Origin of the sequence: Corynebacterium sp. c3Ub_189 (assembly GCF_039907195.1) — a bacterium.
GTDB lineage: Bacteria > Actinomycetota > Actinomycetes > Mycobacteriales > Mycobacteriaceae > Corynebacterium.
In genome coordinates, this window is sequence record NZ_JASBOF010000004.1 from 17,569 (window position 1) to 37,314 (window position 19,746).

The 19,746-nt window shown below is 59.7% G+C and carries 15 protein-coding genes; 8 read left to right on the top strand and 7 right to left on the bottom strand.

The features are described 5' to 3' along the window. Positions 1-91: 91 nt before the first annotated feature. A complete protein-coding gene (locus QKD99_RS02945; RefSeq protein ID WP_239279373.1) occupies positions 92-1,465 on the bottom strand; it encodes a sodium:glutamate symporter in 1,374 nt (457 codons plus the stop codon). A 178-nt stretch (positions 1,466-1,643) separates the two neighbouring features. Between QKD99_RS02945 and QKD99_RS02950 the strand changes: the two genes are divergently transcribed. Further along, complete coding sequence (locus QKD99_RS02950) at positions 1,644-2,816, top strand: 2-polyprenylphenol hydroxylase (RefSeq protein WP_347950665.1); 1,173 nt, start codon at positions 1,644-1,646, stop codon at positions 2,814-2,816. On the opposite strand, the gene QKD99_RS02955 is transcribed toward QKD99_RS02950, so the two are convergent. Next, on the bottom strand, positions 2,813-3,628 hold the full coding sequence (locus tag QKD99_RS02955) for a carbon-nitrogen hydrolase family protein (protein WP_347950666.1): 816 nt from the start codon (positions 3,626-3,628) through the stop codon (positions 2,813-2,815). The genes QKD99_RS02950 and QKD99_RS02955 overlap by 4 nt on opposite strands. 91 nt (positions 3,629-3,719) lie before the next feature. Here QKD99_RS02955 and QKD99_RS02960 point away from each other — a divergent pair, with 91 nt between their 5' ends. Next, entirely contained in the window at positions 3,720-3,983 is a 264-nt protein-coding gene (locus tag QKD99_RS02960; protein WP_347950667.1) for a hypothetical protein, read from the top strand. An 8-nt stretch (positions 3,984-3,991) separates the two neighbouring features. Continuing rightward, entirely contained in the window at positions 3,992-5,146 is a 1,155-nt protein-coding gene (locus QKD99_RS02965) for an alpha/beta hydrolase (RefSeq protein ID WP_347950668.1), read from the top strand. Between the two features lie 17 nt (positions 5,147-5,163). Here the strand turns inward: QKD99_RS02965 and QKD99_RS02970 are convergent, their stop codons facing one another. From QKD99_RS02970 to dnaK, 5 genes are all read right to left on the bottom strand, one after another. Further along, complete coding sequence (locus QKD99_RS02970) at positions 5,164-6,684, bottom strand: aldehyde dehydrogenase family protein (RefSeq protein WP_347950669.1); 1,521 nt, start codon at positions 6,682-6,684, stop codon at positions 5,164-5,166. 244 nt (positions 6,685-6,928) lie between these two features. Next, complete coding sequence (locus QKD99_RS02975; protein ID WP_200435575.1) at positions 6,929-7,378, bottom strand: helix-turn-helix transcriptional regulator; 450 nt, start codon at positions 7,376-7,378, stop codon at positions 6,929-6,931. 20 nt (positions 7,379-7,398) lie between these two features. After that, the gene (gene dnaJ / locus QKD99_RS02980; RefSeq protein ID WP_005329343.1) at positions 7,399-8,604 is read right to left on the bottom strand and encodes a molecular chaperone DnaJ; all 1,206 of its coding nucleotides are present in this window, start codon (positions 8,602-8,604) and stop codon (positions 7,399-7,401) included. Between the two features lie 97 nt (positions 8,605-8,701). Continuing rightward, entirely contained in the window at positions 8,702-9,409 is a 708-nt protein-coding gene (grpE, locus tag QKD99_RS02985; protein WP_347950670.1) for a nucleotide exchange factor GrpE, read from the bottom strand. Next, positions 9,409-11,259: a molecular chaperone DnaK gene (gene dnaK / locus QKD99_RS02990; RefSeq protein ID WP_005325523.1), complete on the bottom strand. Its 1,851-nt coding sequence runs from the start codon at positions 11,257-11,259 to the stop codon at positions 9,409-9,411. Before dnaK ends, grpE begins: the two co-directional genes overlap by 1 nt. Before the next feature lie 454 nt (positions 11,260-11,713). Here dnaK and QKD99_RS02995 point away from each other — a divergent pair, with 454 nt between their 5' ends. The 5 genes from QKD99_RS02995 (at position 11,714) to QKD99_RS03015 (ending at position 19,702) form a co-directional block, all read left to right on the top strand. Further along, positions 11,714-11,890, top strand: coding sequence for a hypothetical protein (locus QKD99_RS02995; RefSeq protein ID WP_179387052.1), 177 nt, complete (start codon positions 11,714-11,716; stop codon positions 11,888-11,890). A 183-nt stretch (positions 11,891-12,073) separates the two neighbouring features. Beyond that, the gene (locus tag QKD99_RS03000; RefSeq protein ID WP_239278549.1) at positions 12,074-13,264 is read left to right on the top strand and encodes a histidine kinase; all 1,191 of its coding nucleotides are present in this window, start codon (positions 12,074-12,076) and stop codon (positions 13,262-13,264) included. 215 nt (positions 13,265-13,479) lie between these two features. Next, on the top strand, positions 13,480-14,184 hold the full coding sequence (locus QKD99_RS03005) for a response regulator transcription factor (protein ID WP_347950671.1): 705 nt from the start codon (positions 13,480-13,482) through the stop codon (positions 14,182-14,184). A gap of 581 nt (positions 14,185-14,765) precedes the next feature. Beyond that, entirely contained in the window at positions 14,766-18,209 is a 3,444-nt protein-coding gene (locus QKD99_RS03010; protein WP_347950672.1) for a bifunctional proline dehydrogenase/L-glutamate gamma-semialdehyde dehydrogenase, read from the top strand. A 119-nt stretch (positions 18,210-18,328) separates the two neighbouring features. Further along, the gene (locus QKD99_RS03015) at positions 18,329-19,702 is read left to right on the top strand and encodes an AI-2E family transporter (RefSeq protein ID WP_347950673.1); all 1,374 of its coding nucleotides are present in this window, start codon (positions 18,329-18,331) and stop codon (positions 19,700-19,702) included. Positions 19,703-19,746: the final 44 nt, after the last annotated feature.

The following is a 19,746-nucleotide window of genomic DNA, read 5'->3' on the forward strand; positions in this document are numbered from 1 at the left end:
ATCCCGCACCGACGAGAAATATTCTTAACTTTTATGCGGTCAATCTCATAGTTTTTTAAGGCGGGAAGGAGGGGGTCGTCGGCAAGCGCGGCTATGCTTGCTTCTGTCCTACATGGCCGATGCCCTCTTGGAAGATAGTGCCGCGCGGCGGCATAAGGCGCATGGCCTTGAAGGCAATGTAGACGCCGATGGAAATCGCCAAGGAAATGGCGCCGAAGACGCCGGTAAATCCGTACATGACAGCCATGGGCGCGATGATGGTCCACGAGATTTCGAAGGGACCGAAACCGATATAGGCCATGCCGTATTCGGACAGCGTGCCGGACTTGAGCTTAGGATCCACAATCTTGAGGATGGCGATGCCGGTCGCCACGGTGGCGGTGGCCCAGCCCCAGCCAAAGATGCCGCGCTCGATCCAGCGCTCACCAAAGAACTCGGCTGGGAACCACAGCAAGAAGAACACGCAGAAGATGGTGCCCAAGACGAAGAGCAGGAGAAGTGCCTGCCAATAAGAGGCAATAGCGGCTGGGACGATGGCAGCCACGCCGAAAGCGATGAGGTAGTCCGTGGCCGCGCCAGAAATGGAGGAAATGGAGTCCTTATCCAGATAATCCTCGGCGCCGACGAAATTCATGACCGCACGGAAGAGAAGGCCCACCACCATAGACATAGCAAAAAGCGGCACGGAGACGTTTTCCCAGATGCTGCTCAAACCCTGATTGATGCCGTAGGCGGTCATCACGGTCAAGATGATGAAGCCAAAGTGCAGTGCGAGCGGCTCGATGGAGGAAGGGTTGGTGGTAGCGCGGCCGAGAGACGGGCGCTCATCAATATTCTTAATGTAGCCGCGACGCAGCTCTTCCGGCAGCTCCTTGGGTACGTGGGAGACCTTGCCCTTGCGGATTCCCCAGTTACCGGCGATTACGCCGCCGATGATTGCGGCCAGCGTGCCGACGGTCGCGGAGGTAAAGCCGAGCGAAGACGCGGCATCAGCGCCTACGCCCTCGAGCGCACCACCCACGGCCGCGGCGGTACCGAAGCCGCCGGTGAAACCGACGGGCAGCATCATGCCGAACCAATTCGGGGTATCGAAAAGCGGCGCAAAAAGGAAAAGACCCAGCACGATGAACAGGCCCCACTGGCCGGTGAACATCATGGTGGAATAGCCCCACATATTGCGCGCGCCCTTGCCCATGTTGCCTCCCACTTCCATGGAGTAGGCCATAGATGCAAAGACCACCGCGATGAGGATGGAGGTGTAGTCGCCCAAGTTATCGGAGAAGTTAATCCACCCCAGCACGTTTGGACCTACCAGCAGGCCGATGAGGCCGGCGGTAATCGGGGCAGGTAGCAGCAGGTCCTGGAAGATGAACTTCACCTGGTGACGCAGGACGTTGCCGATGACCATGAGCAAAGAAATCCAGCCCACATCTAGCATGAGCGTATATGCGGAAAAATCTTCCATGAGGACCCTTTCTAGCTGTGCAATTATGGCGGCTTGCCCCCGTTAGAGGGCAGACGGATAGGGAATACAATACCTGCCGACAAGTGAGCCACAACATAGGCTCCCGTTTTCACCCCCACTACACTTTCAGTAGGTAGCTCGACCCCCGGTTGGGCGCTGACTATTAGGATGATGTGACATGTGGGAATTGGGCGAGCATTTTCGAAATTACGCAGACGAGTACCGCGATGCGGTCCACGAGCATTTCTTTAACGCGGTGCCTGAATCCCGGCAGATTTTTGCGCTGTCGATGCGCGATACCCATACCTCGATGGTGCCTGCGCTGGCGTGGGTGATTGAGCATACGGAGCCTGGGGAGCCCCTGCTTGCCGACGTCTCCGCAAAGCTCACCCAGCTCGCCCGCGATCACCGCCGGCATGGGTTTCCGGCCGAAATTTATGCCCGCTTTGACGATGCCCTCGTGGCGGGACTGCGGGTTTTGGCGCTGACGCAGTATCAATACAACTTTGCCTGCGACGTCATCCACCAGGTATGTACCACGATGGCCGACGCCGCACGGGAATCCGACGCCGCCGGCAAAGCACCGGCGCACTCGGCGCAAGTGGTAGCGGTGGATCACCCCACCCGCGAGACATCCATCATCCGCGTGGAGGCTGGCCTGGCTGTGCCCTACCAACCGGGGCAGCACTTTCCGGTGACTACACAGTACTTGCCCGGGCAATGGCGGATGCTCACCCCTGCGCAGCCTAGCGACGGGACCGGTCAGCTGATCTTTCACGTCTCCACCGCGGGCGAGGCTTCCCGGTCCCTCGCGCACGCGCAGCCCGGAGACTGGTGGACCTTGGGCCAGCCCGCCGGCGGCATTAGCCTCCAGAACGCGGGCGCAGGTGAACTGGTCATCATTGCCTACGGCACCGGCTGGGCCACGGCCCGCTGCGCGGCGCTCGCCGCGCTGGGCGCTCAAGACCGCAGCCGGGTACCGCGCCTCTTTGCCGTGGCGGGCAGCCCCGGCGCCCACTATGACACCTACTTCCAGCAGAACCTAGCAGCGCTCGGCGTACCGGTGCGCCGCATCGTGCGGGAAGAAAAAGACCCGTGGTTGCTCAATGCCCGCGAATTGGCACCCGGCGCCGACTACGTGGTCTCCGGGGAGCCGACCGATGTAGTAGTCAACGAGGTGGAGTTATCCACAGGCACTCCCCCGCGCTTCCTACTCGTCGGACCGGCCGAAGAAGTTGTGGAAGGTGAGGAAGAGTTGGTTCAAAGGGGCGTCGGCAAGCAGCACATCGACCTCCTTAGCTGGGGCCGCGACGGGCGCTGGCAGCCGGAAGACTACGCGGCACTGGCCTAGTCCGCAGTGGCCACGACCGGCAGGGCGCGGCGGGTTTTCGCTACCTCATTCGGATCGATGTCGGCATAAAGGATGTCATCCTCGTACCCGGCCTCGGCCATGCGCACGCCATTCGGGTCAACGATGGTGGAATGGCCAATGCCCGTTGGTCCGGAGGGATTGCCCGCCTCCGCCTCGCCGCCTGGGCGCGATTGGCCGGCCGCGAGGATATAGCTGGTGGAGTCCAAGGCACGCGCGGCCGTGAGCAGGCGCCATTGCTCCAGCTTTCCGGGGCCATCCGCCCAGCTCGTGGGTACTACAATGAGCTGCGCACCCTGGCTAGCCAGCTCCTTAAACTGCTCTGGGAAACGAATGTCATAGCAGGTGGCCACGCCCACTACAAGGTCATCCACGTCGAAGGCTACGAGCGATTCGCCGGCCAAGACCGTATCCGATTCGCGGTAGTCAAAGGCATCGTAAGTGTGGATCTTGTCGTAACCACCCAGCACGCCGGGACCCGCAATGAGCGCCGTATTGGTCACGCGATTTATGGTCTTGCCGTCGCGCTCCACGGTATCGGCTGGGCAGAACATACCGACCACGACGGTGACCTCAAGCTCCTCCGCGAGCGTTTGGATCGCCGTGGCGAACGGGCCTTCGAGCGTCTGCGCCTGCTCATCAAGGCGTCCGGAGCGGAAATTCTGCGCCGTGGCCTCCGGCAACACGATTAACCGCGCCCCGTTTCCGGCTGCCTCACGGATCTTGGCAAGGGCCAGTTCCTGGTTTTCGGTGATATTACCGGTGGACGTTAACTGCACTGCTGCTACCTTCATGCCTCCCAAAATAATGAAGCAGGGCAAAGTTATCCACAGGCTGCGTCATAACCCCTAGCGCGGCGTTGTGTGGTCCTTCAGGCTTAGGGGCATGAGTTATGTAGAAATTCCCACGCACCTGCCCGATTACGTCCGCTCCCTCATGGCGCGTCCTCCGCTGCCACCGCCGACGGCCGCGCTCGATACCGCCTACCGCACCGCGGCCGCACTAGAGCGAGCCCGTGCCGCCTGGTCCAGCACCGTGGCTGCAACGGAGGACGCCACGGCTGAGCAATTGCGCTCCGTTGAGGCCTTCCTCGTCACTGCCGCCGGGGTAGATTCCCGCCTGGGCCATGCATTGGGAGATGCGCGATGACCCTATCTATGGCTTTAAGACATGGCGCCAGTACGTTGCACAGCGAACGCACTGAACTGCGTTTTCGATTTTTAGATGCACACCAGGATTGGCGCGGCCTATCACTGAGTGGCCCCGCTGGTGACGCCGCCCGCACCAGTTTGGCGGGCTACACCGACTGGCTGGCCCAGCCGCTGCACCAGATGGAGCAGGTTGCCACCACCCTTGAGCGCCACGCCAGCCTGCAAGCCCGCCGCGAGGAACTCGAAGACCGCATCATCGCATTTCTAGGACAAGTAGATGAGCGCAATGGCGCCGCGGCCAGCGCCGCCGGGCTCTTGTTGAATCAGGTGCGGGCACTGGGCGATTCGCTGGATTGGCTCTGCTCCCAAGAAATCGATGCCCTGTGTACGCCTGCCGGGGTCGCTCCACCCGTTCGCCTGGAAGACTTCTCCGATCTTCCAGTGGATACCGTCCACGAGATTAATCTTGCCCAAGCCAGCGAGCACGTATCTCAGCTAGCCGCGCAGAACCCAGATATGCGAATCCTAGAAACTGGCGACGGACGACTCGTAGCAATGGTGGACCCCGGCGGCTTCCGGACTACGCCGGCATCGCTTACCACCTTTGTGGAAGGAGTTCACTCCTCCGATCCAGAAACCTGGCAGCGCGCGGTGGACCGCGGCCGCAATCTTGCTAAGGCCAGCGGCGGGCCGGCGGTGGTGTGGTTAGGCTACCAGGCGCCATCTTCCCTGCCCCGTGCGGTTCACGCCACTCCCGCGCACACTGCCAGTCAAGAACTCGCCCGGTTTCAACGCTCGCTCGGTAAACGCTATCCGCAGGCCAAGCGCACCGTTGTGGGATATTCCTATGGTTCTGTTGTCACCGGGCATGCCGCACAGCAGGAAAGAATTGCTGATGACGTAGTGCTCGTCGGCAGCCCTGGCACGGGTGCTGGCCACGCCTCAGAACTGCATGGCCGCATCTGGGCAGCCACAAATGCCAACGACCCCATCGCTATTACGACGGGGCCTAACGGCGGCATCCATGGTCCCGATCCCACCGTTGATACTTTTGGTGCCACTCCCCTCCCCGGCGCGGATGGCCTCCCTGGCGATCATGGCTCCTATTGGGAGGACCCGCGGTTCTTGCGTGGCCTAGGCCAAGTGGCGCGCGCGAACTAATCCGAGGGGTACGGCCTTTAGAACAGGCCGGCCGGCTGGTCCGAATAGGAGACCAACATATTCTTAGTCTCCTGATAGTGGCCCAGCATCATCAAGTGGTTCTCACGGCCAAGGCCAGATTCCTTGTAGCCACCAAAGGCGCTATGTGCTGGGTAGTCGTGGTAGTGATTGACCCACACGCGGCCGGCCTGGATATCGCGGCCCGCGCGGTAGCAGATGTTTTGACTGCGCGACCATACGCCGGCACCAAGGCCGAAGTTGGTGGCGTTAGCGATTGTGATCGCCTCGTTATAGTCCTTAAACGTAGCTACGGAGAGCACCGGGCCAAAGATCTCCTCCTGGAAGATGCGCATGTCGTTACTTCCCTTAAACACGGTGGGCTCGATGTAGTAGCCCTTTTCTAGGCCTTCCACCTTGTTCACGTGGCCGCCCACAAGAGTCTCCGCACCTTCTTGCGGACCGATCTCCAGGTACTGCTTGATCTTGTCCATCTGCTCCTGGGAGGCCTGCGCACCCATCATGGTTTCCGTATCGAGTGGGTGACCAATCTTAATCTTCTTGACGCGCTCAACGGCCAGTTCCAAGAACTTATCCGCAATGTCTTCGTGCACCAGCGCGCGCGATGGGCACGTGCAGACCTCGCCTTGGTTAAGGGCAAACATGACAAATCCCTCCACGCACTTTTCCAAGTAGGAATCGTCTTCATCCATGATGTCTTTGAAGAAGATGGACGGGGACTTACCACCCAGTTCCAAGGTAACGGGGATGACCTTGTCAGCGGCAGCCTTGTTGATGATCTTTCCTACCGGGGTAGAGCCGGTGAAGGCGATTTTGGCAATGCGGTCCGAACCGGATAGTGCCGCACCGGCTTCATCTCCCAGGCCATTGACGATATTGAGCACGCCGTCAGGAAGAAGATCACCGATGATATCGATGAGCAACAGGATGGATGCTGGTGTCTGCTCAGCCGGCTTCATGACAATGCAGTTTCCAGCAGCCAGCGCTGGCGCAATCTTCCAGGCGGCCATGAGCAACGGAAAATTCCACGGGATAATCTGGCCTACGACGCCGAGCGGCTCATGGTAGTGATAGGCCACGGTGTCCTGGTTGAGCTGGGACAGGCGGCCCTCCTGGGCGCGGATGGCGCCAGCAAAGTAGCGGAAGTGATCCACGGCCAGCGGAATATCGGCGGCCAGAGTTTCGCGTACGGCCTTGCCGTTTTCCCAAGTTTCCGCGACCGCAATCTTTTCCAGGTTTTCCTCGATGCGGTCCGCAATGCGGTGCAGGAGCAACGCACGCTCGGCTGGGGTGGTTTTACCGAAGGTTTCGAAGGCCTTTTCCGCGGCATCGATAGCCAAGTTGATATCGGCTTCTTTGCCGCGAGCTACCTGGCAAAATACCTCGCCGTTTACCGGACTGATGTTGTCCATATATTCACCATCGACGGGCGCCACCCATTGGCCGCCGATGTAGTTGTCATAGCGTTCGCGGTAGTCAACGATGGAGCCTTCGGTTCCGGGGGCTGCATACAGGGTCATGGTGCGTGTCCTTTCCTGGAGAAAATTACAGGTTGAGGTGTTGTACAGCACTATTTATTACTACTGTGTTGCACATCACCCGCTCGCTAGTCATCCTAACCCGAAACTTTGCAATGCGCACTGATTACGGTTACCCCCCTTGCACAAATTCACATGACACCGCGAGTACACGAGTAGAAGAAAACCCCGCAGCCAGCGGGAAAGCTGGCTGCGGGGTTGGGTGTACTCGTCTGCAGAGCGAGAGTTAGTCTTCGCCGTATCCACGGCCGCGGGAGCGTTTACGTTCGCGCGCGGTGCGCGGGCTCCACATCACCACGGAGGTGGACCGTGGGACATGGACAAGCTCACCGCTGCGCTGCGGGCGGCGTCCAGCGGCCTGCTCGCGCAGGGCTCGGACCTCTTCAGCTAAAGCGTCGCGCTCGGCCTCGAGTTGATCGCGTTCCTCGGTCAACTCGATGATGGACTTGATGCCGGCAAGGTTGACGCCATCGTCTTGGGACAGCGCCTGAATCTTGCGCAGCAGCTCAATATCCCGGTCAGAGTAGCGGCGGCCGCCGCCACGGGTACGAGCCGGGGAGACTAAGCCCATACGGTCATAGGTGCGCAGGGTTTGGGCGTGCATTCCGGAGAGTTCCGCAGCTACGGAGATGACGTAGACCGCGGTGCCGGAATCTTCTGCCTTTCCAGTGCTCATTTCTTAACACACCTCCTGCCTTAAGCATTCTCGGCGCCGGCCCAACCCGCACGCGGGTTGAAACCGGAGTCCTTTTCCGCTTGAGCATAGGTGCGCAGGGCGCTGGAGGCAGCGGCATCGAGCTTGGTGGGCACGGTCACCTGCACGGTAACCAGCAGATCGCCGGAGTTGCCACCGCGCTTGGCGATGCCCCTTCCACGCACCCTCAACGTGCGACCATCCGGGGTGCCAGCCGGGATCTTCACGCGCACCGGGTTATCCAAGGTAGGAACCGCGATGGTATCGCCCAAGGCCAGCTCCGTGAAGGAAACCGGAACGGTGACATGGAGGTCATCACCCTCGCGAGTAAAGACCTTGTCCGGCTTTACAGTCACCGCTACGAAGAGGTCACCGGCGGGAGTGCCGTTGGGACCTGCTTCGCCCTGACCGGCGAGGCGGACCTTTTGCCCATCGATGACGCCGGCGGGGATGCGCACGGTGATATTGCGGGTGCGGTGAACCGTGCCGGTGCCGTGGCAATCCTTGCACGGATCCGTGATGCGGCGGCCGGTACCATCGCAGTCCTGACACGGGGCAGAGAAACCGAAAGCGCCGCGGTTCTCCGAGGTAAAACCGGTACCACTGCAGGTGCCACAGGTAGAGGTCTTGCCGGAAGCGGAACCCGAGCCGTGGCACGTGGTGCACGGCGCATTGCCGCTGAGTGCCAGGGGAATGGTGGTTCCCTTAGCGGCCTCGCGGAAGTCGAGGGTTATTTCCGTTTCGACGTCGGCCCCCCGCGACGGTTTAGCTGAGTGGCCAGCACTACCGCCGCGGTTGAAAACGCTACCGAAGATATCCCCAACACCGCCGCCTTGAGCCGATCCTCCAGCGGATCCTCCGAAGAGGTCCGAGAGGTCGAATTCTTGCGCACCTTGTCCACCCATGCGCGTGGATCGAAACCCGCCGGGAAATCCGGCGCCTCCCATCCGTCCAAAGCCGCCTCCATTGCGGAGCATGGCCTTGAACTGGTCGTATTCCTTGCGCTCGGTGGCGTCGGAAAGCACGTCGTAGGCTTCCGCAACCTTTTTGAACCTTTCCGCTGCCGCGGGGTCGTCTGGGTGGGTATCGGGGTGATTCTCGCGCGCTAGCTTGCGGTAAGCACGCTTAATCTCGTTCTGGTCTGCGGACGAGGAGACCCCCAGATCCGCATAGTAATCTTTGTCTGCCCATTCGGGTTTAGCGCTCACTGGGCATCTCCTCCTTTCAAAGAGAATCGATATAAGTTAAGTAAAAGGGCGCCGCGGGAAGGTCACTAGTCAATTCCCAGGGCGCCCTTTTCGTTATTTACTCGGAATCTTCCGAGCTGCCGGTCTCATCGCTGGGGTCCGCGATGATGACCATGGCATTGCGTACGAGCCTGTCGCCCACGCGGTAGCCCTTGCGCAGCACAGTGCCAAGCACCTGCTCATCGCCGGAGGACAAGTCCTGCACGGCCTCGTGGACCTCAGGGTCGAAGGCATCGCCTTCCACACCAAAGGCAGCGAGGTCGTGCTTTTCCAGCGTGCTGTAGAACTTATCCGCAAACGCCTTGAGCGGGCCTTCCAAGTCGCCGTGTTCACGAGCCAGTTCCAGGTCATCAAGGACAGGCAGCATATCTGCGATGACCTTGGCCTTGGCGGTCTCGATTACGGCCTGGCGGTCGCGCTCGGTGCGGCGGCGGTAGTTGGTGTATTCCGCATTCAGACGCTGCAGGTCTTCCGTGCGTTCTGCCAACTGTGCTTCCACATCGCTGGCGCCGGTGCCTGCGGGCTCTTCGCCCGCTGCTTCGGCTTCTACCTCGTCAGCGTTGACATCTGCCAGCGCTTCTTCGAGGTCAGCATCGAGGGTGGGATCCAGCTCGGCTTCTTCGGTGGCGTCAGCCTGCGCTTCCTGCGCAGCCTGGGCCTCCTCGGCCTGCTCGGCAGCAGCCTCAGCGCGGTCAGCCGAGGTAGCCTCCGGATCCGTGTTTTCCGGGTCGCCTGGGTTGTGCGGCATTCCGCTGTCCTGAGTCATTACTTGTTGCCATCCTTGTTCTCGTCCTCGTCAACGACCTCAGCGTCGACGACGTTCGGGTCACCCTGCGCAGCACCAGCATCGGCAGCGCCCTCAGCGCCGGCCTCAGCAGCCTGTGCCTCGTAGATCTGCTTGCCCATCTCCTGGGATTCGGTGGACAGCTTCTCCACTGCGGACTTGATGGCCTCGAGGTCATCGCCCTTCAGAGCCTCATCAACGGCGTCAGCAGCCTCGGTGACCTTGGTCTTAACATCCTCGGATACCTTGTCAGCGTTGTCATCCAAGAACTTGCGGGTCTGGTAGGAGGTGGACTCTGCGTTATTGCGCAGCTCCTGCTCCTCGCGGCGCTTCTTGTCCTCTTCGGCGTGCTGTTCAGCATCCTTGACCATGCGGTCGATCTCTTCCTGGGACAGGCCGGAACCATCCTGAATCTTGATGGTGTTTTCCTTGCCGGTACCCTTGTCCTTTGCAGTCACGTGGACGATGCCGTTGGCATCGATATCGAAGGTGACCTCAATCTGCGGAACACCGCGCGGTGCAGGAGCAATACCGCCGAGTTCGAAGGAGCCCAGCAACTTATTGGCGGTAGCCATCTCGCGCTCGCCCTGGAAGACCTGAATCTGTACGGAAGGCTGGTTATCTTCCGCGGTGGTGAAGGTCTCGGACTTCTTCGTCGGGATGGTGGTGTTGCGCTCGATGAGCTTGGTCATCACGCCACCCTTGGTCTCAATGCCGAGGGACAGCGGGGTGACGTCGAGAAGCAGCACGTCCTTAACCTCGCCGCGCAGCACGCCTGCCTGCAGGGCAGCGCCTACTGCAACAACCTCGTCCGGGTTGACACCCTTGTTGGCATCCTTGCCGGTCAGTTCCTTAACCAGGTCAGATACGGCCGGCATACGGGTGGAGCCACCAACGAGAACAACGTGGTCGATATCGCCGACAGAAAGGTCAGCGTCCTTGATGACCTGGTTGAACGGAGCCTTGGTACGGTCCAGCAGATCCTGGGTGATCTTCTGGAACTCGGTGCGGGTCAGGGTCTCATCCAAGAACAGCGGGTTCTTGTCGGAGTCGACGGTGATGTACGGCAGATTAATGTTGGCCTGCTGGGAAGAGGACAGCTCAATCTTTGCCTTCTCTGCAGCCTCGCGCAGACGCTGTACGGCGCGCTTATCCTTGGTCAGGTCAACACCCTGGGAGGTCTTGAAGCGGTCTACCAGCCAGTCGACGATGCGCTGATCCCAGTCATCGCCACCCAGCTCGTTATCGCCGGCGGTGGCCATAACCTCGACGACACCATCGCCGATTTCCAGCAAGGAAACGTCGAAGGTGCCGCCACCCAGGTCGAATACCAGGATGGTCTGCTCTTGCTCGCCCTTTTCCAGGCCATAAGCCAAAGCAGCTGCGGTTGGCTCGTTAACGATGCGGAGCACGTTCAGGCCTGCAATCTGGCCAGCTTCCTTGGTGGCCTGGCGCTGTGCGTCCTCGAAGTATGCAGGAACGGTAATAACGGCGTCAGTAACATCCTCGCCGAGGTAAGCCTCTGCGTCGCGCTTCAGCTTCATCAGCGTGCGAGCGGAAATCTCCTGGGAGGTGTAATCCTTATCATCAATGTTAATCTTCCAGTCGGTGCCGATGTGGCGCTTGACGGAGCGAATGGTGCGGTCAACATTGGTTACCGCCTGGTTTTTAGCGGACTGGCCGACCAGGATTTCGCCGTTCTTTGCAAAAGCAACGACGGAAGGCGTGGTGCGGGAACCCTCAGAGTTTGCGATAACGGTGGACTCGCCACCCTCCAGTACGGAAACGACAGAGTTCGTCGTACCAAGGTCAATACCTACTGCGCGTCCCATGATTTCTTCTCCTTTTATCTTGAGGTAATTAATAAAGTTGACTGTCAGTGACTCAACTTCTCGTTGCGTCCGAGCGCTACTGTAACAGAACTTCTACGTCCGGTCACACAACCTTGAGCCAGTGTCACTCAATCCTTACAACGGGTAGCCTACAAAAGTTATTCCCCGCGACTCAACTTTTCTTGTAAACCCCGCCTTTACGCAGCTCAGGCCCACCCTTGCCGACGCCCACACCCCTACCCTCCGCACAATCACCCCCTTCACCCAACACTGCCCCACACCCAAACGGAGCTCCTTACATAACCTTAAGAGGATCCAAAAGTCACCTCAGAAAGGATCCAAAAGAGGATTGGCAGCCCGCCCCTGCTACCGCATACTAGGAATCACAGCAGTTAAGAGCTGCTACCCCAGAGAGAGATTGTAGTTTTACTCCGCCGATCCGAAAGGAATGTGTATGTTCGATACCCTCGCAGACCTCAGCTCCGCCATCGACTTCGAGGCACTCATCAAGGGCATCAAGGGCCTCATCGAGGCTTCCTCCGAGTCCAACACCGACTCCGAGGGCCTGTCCTCCGTATTCGAGGGCCTGTCCTCCAAGGATGACGCAGAGGCTGCCGCAGAAGCTAAGTAATTAGCCTTCTGTACTCCTTCATGAAGACCAGCTACCCCCCCTCACCTTCTTCCTCCGCTCGGAACCCACCACAAGGAACCGCGCACGAAGGTGCGGGGGTTTCGCTGTTTTCAATCGCTGTTTCACGTTCGCCGTACTTACACTAGGGAGATAAAACCCATTGAGCCTTAGCATCCAGGAAGCGTGGACCGCACCGTGTCGAAACCTTCACAGCCGCCCATTCACCAACGCATCCGCGCGGCCATGACCCTGCAGCGAACAGCCGCTTTAACGGCGTTCTTCTGTGTAATACTCGCCTTCCTCGGGGCATTCTTTTCTCCCACCGAGGACCAGCTATCTTCCGCCCTACTCGGCCTCACACTCACCGTCGTCACGACTTGCGCTTACCGCTGGCCTATCAACATGTCAGTGGCTTTCGTTGTCATCTGGGTAGCTGCAACACTACTGACCAAGACTCCATTTATTAGCTCGGTATTCTTAGCGCCGATCTTTCTTGCCGTCATTGCATATCATGGACACCACGGGCGCACTTTCCTGATCGGAATGGTCCTTTGGCTAGGTGGCCTAATTGACCCCACAGAGCCCAGCATGAATATCGACCCTGCACCAGCCTTCACTTGGGCCATGCTGATCACTATTGGCGGAGTCATCGGTGGTACGTTCGCCCATTCCGCTGATCGTTATAGGTCCGCCATGGTGGAATGGAACAATGATGTCAAGCGACGCCAATCTGACCTCGCAGAGACTCTGCACAACTCGGTAGTTTCTAGCCTGACAGTAAATACTATGCAGCTAGAAGCTCTAAGCCTCGAGTACGCTAACCAGCCAGAGCTAGCCCAGAGTCTCGATAAACTTAGCGATTCCATGCGCTCTTCAATGTCTGAAGTCCGTGCACTTACCAAGGTTTTGCGCAACGACATCGATGGCATTAACGACGGCACAAGCTTTGCAACCACCACGAAGCCTTCGAACTTTGCTCAGCTGCTGTCAGAAGAGCAGGAACGCCTGTCACGACTCAACCGAGCACCAGTCGTAGAGGTTTCCGGCGAAGAATTCGCGCCGGAATTCCCCCGAGAAATCCTGGATCCAATCGCAGCAATTACTACTGAGGCCTGCCTCAATGCTGTCAAATATTCGCCACCTGGCGCAGAAATTCTGATTTCTGTCCGACCTCATCTGGGGTGGACACTGGTCTCAATTACCAACCCCGTAGCGAAACCTACAACTACAAATGCTGATATGTCTTCCGGCATTGGACTGTCCTCAATGAATCGTATAGCCGCGACTATAGATGCTCGTGTCGACACCAACCTAGAAGATGGAAGCTGGGTTTTGACTCTGTCGCTGCCGCCAAGCACACATAAGGCACGTTAGATCCAGCACTCCGCCTAGCAAACACCGAGTTCGTCCATTAAGCTATCGCTTGTTTCTAACTAAATTGGTTTTTATTGAAGGAGCCCGCAGATGCAGGCCGCACTCGCTACTTTTCTCGCACCACTAATGCTGTCCACTTCACTCCTGGGTGGTCTCGCGCCTGGAGACCTTTCCTCCACAACTGAGTACAAGTCTGCCGTGGATATTGCATTCGGATGCCCCGCACCATGGTGCCCGAAATCGAAGTAAAAACATCCCTCTTGGTCGTCGATGACGACCCACTTGTCCTTGAGGCCTTGGGGCGCTATTTTGCCTCGGCTGAGGACATGGAAGTGCGCGCCACCGCAGAAAATGGCAAGGTCGCCCTCGAACTATTGCAAGAGCAGGACTTTGACGTCATTGTCGCGGACATCCATATGCCCGAGATGGATGGCACGACCCTCTTGCGCGAGGTCAACAAGCTGGAAGAACCGCCGGTTTTCGTTGCGATGACCGCGATGGACAATGACGAGACCCTCAAAGAGGTCATGTCCAATAAGGCTGCGGCCTATATTCTGAAAAGCTCCAAGCCGGTCTACATTTTGGATACCGTACGCGAGGCCGTGCGCGGCGGCACGGTAGTCACCCCACAATCGCTTACCCGCTTGTTTGAGCAGCTACCTGATTGGAATGCTGAGCGAACCAGCGCCGATACCGCAGCCGCAAACGCAAAAATCAAGGACAATCACCACATCTCCCCTGCGCTAGAGCAGGTCCTGGACTTGGTCTGCCAAGGAAAGTCCAACGAAGAGATTGCCAAGAGCACACACTATGCACCGGGCACGGTGAAGAAGTATGTGTCCACCCTACTCAGTGAATTCCACGCCAAGTCGCGTCTCGAGCTGGCAGTGAAGGCGCTTAAGGCCGGCTACGGTTCTTAAAACCCAATTGTTGGACAATCCGGGGGTAGATTACCCCCGGATGAGTCAATACCCCCTCTAAACCCCACATGCTGGGGTTTATTTTTTGTTTTTCTACCCCCGCTTACCGTTTTTCAAAGGAGACTAGCATCACGTTTACCGCTTTCCTATAATTACGGCAACACAAAAGTTCATAGTATTTCCCAGGCAACAATTGGAACCTGAACCTGCAGGGTTGCCGCACGTCAGAGCGTTATAGCGCTCGCGTTTTCCTTTAGCCTTACATAGTCACGTCATAGAAAGCAGGTGAGTGTTGAACACCAACCTGGCGCGCGTTCGTCGCAGCAGCGATAGGCCTCCCGTCCGCACTCGGCCCGCATGATGGCCCGCTGAACATCGCACTTCACACCGAATCCCTGCGACCCTCACTTTGCGTCGCGCGCACCCGCGTGTTCGCTCCTCACCCGACTGCAACCCCTGCAGCACCACATAGCTCACCGCTTACGTCCCAGCCGCCGTATCGCCTGGCAGCCCACTGTCCAGCACGAATACTGCTAGCGGCTACGGGGATGTGACCCGTTTGAAAAAGAGGTAGAACCAATATGACTTCTCCTGCTAATACCCGCTTGCCCATCTCTGATGATGTGGAAGCAGTCCTGCCTGCAGCTATCAGCCGCGCACACGACTGGTTGAAGTCCACTGCGGACGAAGAAGATAAGGCCACCGAACAGCTCGCGGACCTGCTGCGCGATGAGGACGGCGTGAAGTTCACCATGGACTTCGTCGACCGCGTCATGCGCCCAGAAGATGACAAGGTTGCCGCGCACGCGCTGAAGGATATTTCTTCCCACTATGACCCATCGTTCTTGGGCAGCATCAATGGTGCACTCGTTGGCGCCGGCGGTTTCTTCGGCCCCATCCTGCCGAACCTGGTCATGCCGATAGCCCGCCTATACATGCGCAAGATGGTTGGCCACCTGGTTCTAGACGCCGAGTCTGATGCCCTCAACAAGATCCTGGACAAGGCCGCCGAATCCGGTGAGCAGCTTAACCTCAACCTGCTGGGTGAGGCCGTACTCGGTGAGGAAGAGGCGAAGTCCCGCGCGGAACGCACCCTCAAGCTCATCCAAAACCCCCGCGTGACCTACGTTTCGGTCAAGGCTTCCTCCATGGTGGCCCAGCTCAACCACTGGGATATCGACGGCTCGGTAGAGCGCCTCAAGGAGCGCCTGCGCCCGCTGTATCAGGCTGCAGCAGACCGCACCGACAAGGTCTTTATCAACATGGACATGGAGGAGTACCACGATCTCCACCTGACCATCCGCCTGTTCAAGGAGCTGCTCAGCGAGCCGGAATTCCTCACCCTGGACGCCGGCATCGTGCTGCAGGCTTACCTGCCGGATACCTTCGATGCGCTCAAGGATGTCGCTGACTTTGCCAAGGAGCGCGTGGCTAAGGGCGGCGGCAAGGTCAAGGTACGCATCGTGAAGGGCGCGAACCTATCCATGGAAACCGTGCAGGGCGAGGTCCACGATTGGCCGCTGGCTACCTACACCAACAAGCTCGACGTTGACGCCAACTACTATCGCCTATTGGATTTCATCCTGCGCGAAGAGTACGCCGATAGCGTCCGCATCGGTGTAGCAACCCACAACCTCTACACCGCGGCAATGGCCTATGAGCTGGGCAAGAAGCGCGGCGTGCTGCACATGATGGATTCGGAGATGCTGCAGGGCATGTCCCCAGCACAGCAGGCAGCGGTGCGCAAGGTCTTTGACGGCCGCCAAATCCTCTATACCCCGGTTGTCCACGCAGAAGACTTCGACGTCGCCGTGTCTTACCTGGTGCGCCGCTTGGAGGAAAACTCCGCGCCGCAGAACTTCCTCTACGCGCTCTTTGCCCCAGGCGAGGAGCCACTGGCGGACCAGGAAGAGACGTTCCGTCGGGCCGTCGCCAAGCGCTGGGACACCTTCGCTGGTGCCCGTCGCACCCAGAATCGCCTCGAGGAAGACGGCCGCCAGGCACCGCGCACCGGCCGCTTTACCAACGAGGCAGATACTGACCCGGCGCTCGCGCCGAACCGCCAGTGGGCGCTGGAAGCGCTCAAGCGCAATCCGGGCGAGCACGGCATCGCGGAGGTTACCGACCCTGCCGCGGTCGAAGGTCACATCGCTCGCGCCAAGGAGCTGGGCACCGAGTGGGGTAAGCGTCCTGCCGCCGAGCGCGCCGCCGCACTGGAGGCCGTGGCAGATCAAATTGCGTCCCAGCGCGGCAAGTTCATCTCCGTGGCTGCGTATGAGGCCAATAAGACCGTCACCCAAACCGACCCTGAGGTCTCTGAGGCGATTGACTTCTGCACCTACTACGGCCAGTCCGCGCGCCTGCTGGAAGAGTCCTACTCCGAGTTCACCCCGCACACTGTCACCGTGGTGACCCCGCCCTGGAACTTCCCCATTGCCATCCCCACTGGCGGCATTGCGGCGTCCTTGGCGGCGGGCTCGGCGGTCATCGTCAAGCCAGCGCCGCAGGTGGTTCACTGCGGCAAGCTCGTGGTGGAGGCCTTCCGCACCGCCCTCGAGGCGCAGGGACTGGACCCGGACCTGGTCCAGCTCGTGCTTACTGATGAAGGCGAAGCCGGCAAGGCTCTGCTCTCCCACGATGACGTGGACAATGTCATCCTCACTGGCGCCTCCGATACCGGCGCGCTCTTCCGTTCTTGGAAGCCGAAGATGAACATTATGGCGGAGACTTCCGGCAAGAATGCGCTCATCATCACCCCAGCCGCAGACCCGGATCTGGCCATCGATGATCTCTACAACTCCGCCTTTGGCCACTCCGGCCAGAAGTGCTCGGCGGCCTCCCTGGTTATCTTCGTCGGCGCGGCCGGCAAGTCCGAGCGCCTGCGTACCCAGCTGCTGGATGCTGTCAAGACCCTTAAGCCGGGCCCGGGCTTCGATATCACCACCACCATGAACGGCCTGGCGGAAGCGCCGAGCGAGAAGCTCCTGCGCGGTTTGACCAAGCTCGAACCGGGCGAGAAGTGGCTGCTCAAGCCGGAAAAGCTCAACCAGGAGGGCACCCTGTGGTCCCCGGGCATCCGCGATAATGTGCAGCCGGGCTCTTGGTACCACAAGAACGAGTGCTTCGGCCCCATCCTGGGCATCATGTACGCCGATACCTTGGAAGAGGCCGTTGCCTGGCAGAACGACACCGGCTATGGCCTGACCGGCGGCATCCACTCGCTTGACGACGCCGAAATTGAGTACTGGATCGACAACGTCGAGGTGGGCAATGCCTACGTCAACCGCGGCATCACCGGCGCGATTGTCCAGCGCCAGTCTTTCGGCGGTTGGAAGAAGTCCGTCATGGGACCGGGCGCCAAGGCTGGCGGCCCGAACTACGTGGCGCAGATGGGCGAGTGGGCCGATGGCGAGCTCAAGCCGCGCAACGTGGACATTGCCCCAGCAAGCCTCGCCGCGCTGCACCGCCTGCGCGATAACCTCTCCGGCAAGCTCACCGAGGAGGACATCACCTGGCTGTGGCGCGCCGCTGAACTGGACCAGGTGGCGTGGCAGGAAGAGTTTGGCCGCAATCACGACCGCACCGGTTTGGTTTCTGAGGCCAATATCTTCCGCTACCGCCCGCTTCTGACCAAGCTGCGTGTGCGCGTGGGCGAAGGCTACGAGCTGCGCGAGGTTGCTCGCCAGGTGCTGGCCGCCGCAATTACCGGTACCGCCACGGAAATCTCCGCCACCCCGGAGGTTGCCACCCAGCTGCAAGACCTCGGCTTCGACGTCAAGGCCATCACCGACGAGGCTTTTGCCACCGACGTGGCCAATGACGCCTCCTCCCGCGTGCGCGCCCTGGGCACCGTGCCGGATTCCATCTACGAGGCCGCGGTGCGCTCCAACTCCGTGGTGCTGGACCAGCCCGTGCTTGCCGACGGCCGCCGTGAGCTCATGCCTTACCTCCTTGAGCAGGCAGTTTCGGTTACCATGCACCGCTTCGGCATTATCCGCAACGTAGGTAACCTGCGCGACGAGTAATTCCCGGCCGCGTCAGCGGACGTGTTAAAGGTATTGAAGGGAGGTAGCGCCCCGCCCGTGGGCCGCTACCTCCTTTTTCGTATATGCGCTGCGAGTTTAATGTGGCATAGTGGTAGGCAATGTCTACGTCACATAATTCGTCTTCCCGCGACGAGGTCAAGCGCCCGTCTGCGCAGGAAAAAGGCAACGCAACCCAGATCCAAAAGCCAGGCGAGGAAGATTCTCATACCCTCGTCGCTTATGATGACGCGCACCTTGGTGCAGAGGCTGCCAGCGAGCACCCTGCCGAGCGCGACGATAAATCCGCTGTTCTGGCCAAGGACTTCCGCACCATGGCCAAGGTCTCGGTAATCTTTATCCTTATCGTCGCCGGCCTAGCGCTGGCCGGCTACCTGCTCAAGTTCATTTGGGTAGGCCTGCTGCCGGTCTTGCTCGCCATCCTCGTCTCCACGGTGCTCTACCCCATCAGCGCGTGGCTGCGCAGCAAGGGATTCCCGCGCTCGCTCGCGGCGGTGAGCACCTTGCTCGGCCTCATCATCATCTTCTGCGGCGTTTTTGCCGCCATGGCCCCCGTAGTCACTAGCCAGAGCCAAACGCTCATTAACCAAGCCGAAGAGGGAATCAACCAGCTCACGGAGATGGTGGAAAAGTCCCCCATCGATATCCAAAGTGACCAGCTACAGTCCGTGCTCCAGGACGTGGTCAAGTTTGCCAAGGGCCAAGCCTCCACCATCGCCACCGGCGTTATCTCTGGCTTCTCGATGGCCAGCTCCATCGTCGTGGCCGCGCTGATCATGCTCTTTGTCACCTTCTTCATCATTAAAGACGGCGACAAATTCTTGCCTTGGCTGCGCAAGTACACCGGTAATTCCACTGGCTGGCACGTCACTGAACTCGGTGCCCGCATCTGGAAGACCTTGTCCGGCTTTATTCAGGCGCAGGCCGCCGTGGCCATGGTGGACGCTGTCCTCATCGGCCTTGGCCTGTGGGTGCTGCAAGTTCCGCTCGCGCTCGTCATCGCCGTCGTGACGTTCTTCGCCAGCTTCATCCCGATCATCGGTGCGGTCACCGCTGGCGCCCTCGCCGTCATCATCGCGCTGGTCTCCAATGGCCTGACCAACGCGCTGCTGGCGCTCGCACTTATCATCATCGTCCAGCAGGTGGAAGGCAATGTCCTCCAGCCGATGCTGCAGTCCAAGGCCATGGGACTGCACGCGGCCGTTGTCCTACTCTCCGTCACCGTCGGCTCTACCCTGGCAGGCATCGTCGGCGCCTTCCTCGCCGTCCCCGTGGCCGCAACCATCGCTGTTGTCGTGCGCTACCACGCCGAGATGGCTGCACTGCGCTCCGGCGAAGTCGAGCCCTCTGATATAGACATCATCACCGGCTCCAAGGACGACCCTGAAGACTTCAGCGACGTCGCCTTCGAACACGCCGAGACTCCACGCGACAAGGTAGAGCAGCTCTACCAGTCCATGAGTCCGCTGAGCTAAGACTCAGCCACCACTAGCAGCGCGCCGGCCCTCCCCGGCGCGTT

Excerpts from the sequence above, each read along its gene's own strand:
- QKD99_RS02995 (WP_179387052.1), top strand. The coding sequence starts at position 11,714 with ATGTTCGATACCCTCGCAGACCTCAGCTCCGCCATCGACTTCGAGGCA.
- QKD99_RS02975 (WP_200435575.1), bottom strand. The coding sequence starts at position 7,378 with ATGAGCACTGGAAAGGCAGAAGATTCCGGCACCGCGGTCTACGTCATC.
- QKD99_RS03005 (WP_347950671.1), top strand. The coding sequence starts at position 13,480 with ATGCCCCGCACCATGGTGCCCGAAATCGAAGTAAAAACATCCCTCTTG.
- QKD99_RS02965 (WP_347950668.1), top strand. The coding sequence starts at position 3,992 with ATGGCTTTAAGACATGGCGCCAGTACGTTGCACAGCGAACGCACTGAA.
- grpE (WP_347950670.1), bottom strand. The coding sequence starts at position 9,409 with ATGACTCAGGACAGCGGAATGCCGCACAACCCAGGCGACCCGGAAAAC.
- QKD99_RS02945 (WP_239279373.1), bottom strand. The coding sequence starts at position 1,465 with ATGGAAGATTTTTCCGCATATACGCTCATGCTAGATGTGGGCTGGATT.
- QKD99_RS02960 (WP_347950667.1), top strand. The coding sequence starts at position 3,720 with ATGAGTTATGTAGAAATTCCCACGCACCTGCCCGATTACGTCCGCTCC.
- QKD99_RS03010 (WP_347950672.1), top strand. The coding sequence starts at position 14,766 with ATGACTTCTCCTGCTAATACCCGCTTGCCCATCTCTGATGATGTGGAA.
- QKD99_RS02970 (WP_347950669.1), bottom strand. The coding sequence starts at position 6,684 with ATGACCCTGTATGCAGCCCCCGGAACCGAAGGCTCCATCGTTGACTAC.
- dnaK (WP_005325523.1), bottom strand. The coding sequence starts at position 11,259 with ATGGGACGCGCAGTAGGTATTGACCTTGGTACGACGAACTCTGTCGTT.
- QKD99_RS02950 (WP_347950665.1), top strand. The coding sequence starts at position 1,644 with ATGTGGGAATTGGGCGAGCATTTTCGAAATTACGCAGACGAGTACCGC.
- QKD99_RS03015 (WP_347950673.1), top strand. The coding sequence starts at position 18,329 with ATGTCTACGTCACATAATTCGTCTTCCCGCGACGAGGTCAAGCGCCCG.
- QKD99_RS02955 (WP_347950666.1), bottom strand. The coding sequence starts at position 3,628 with ATGAAGGTAGCAGCAGTGCAGTTAACGTCCACCGGTAATATCACCGAA.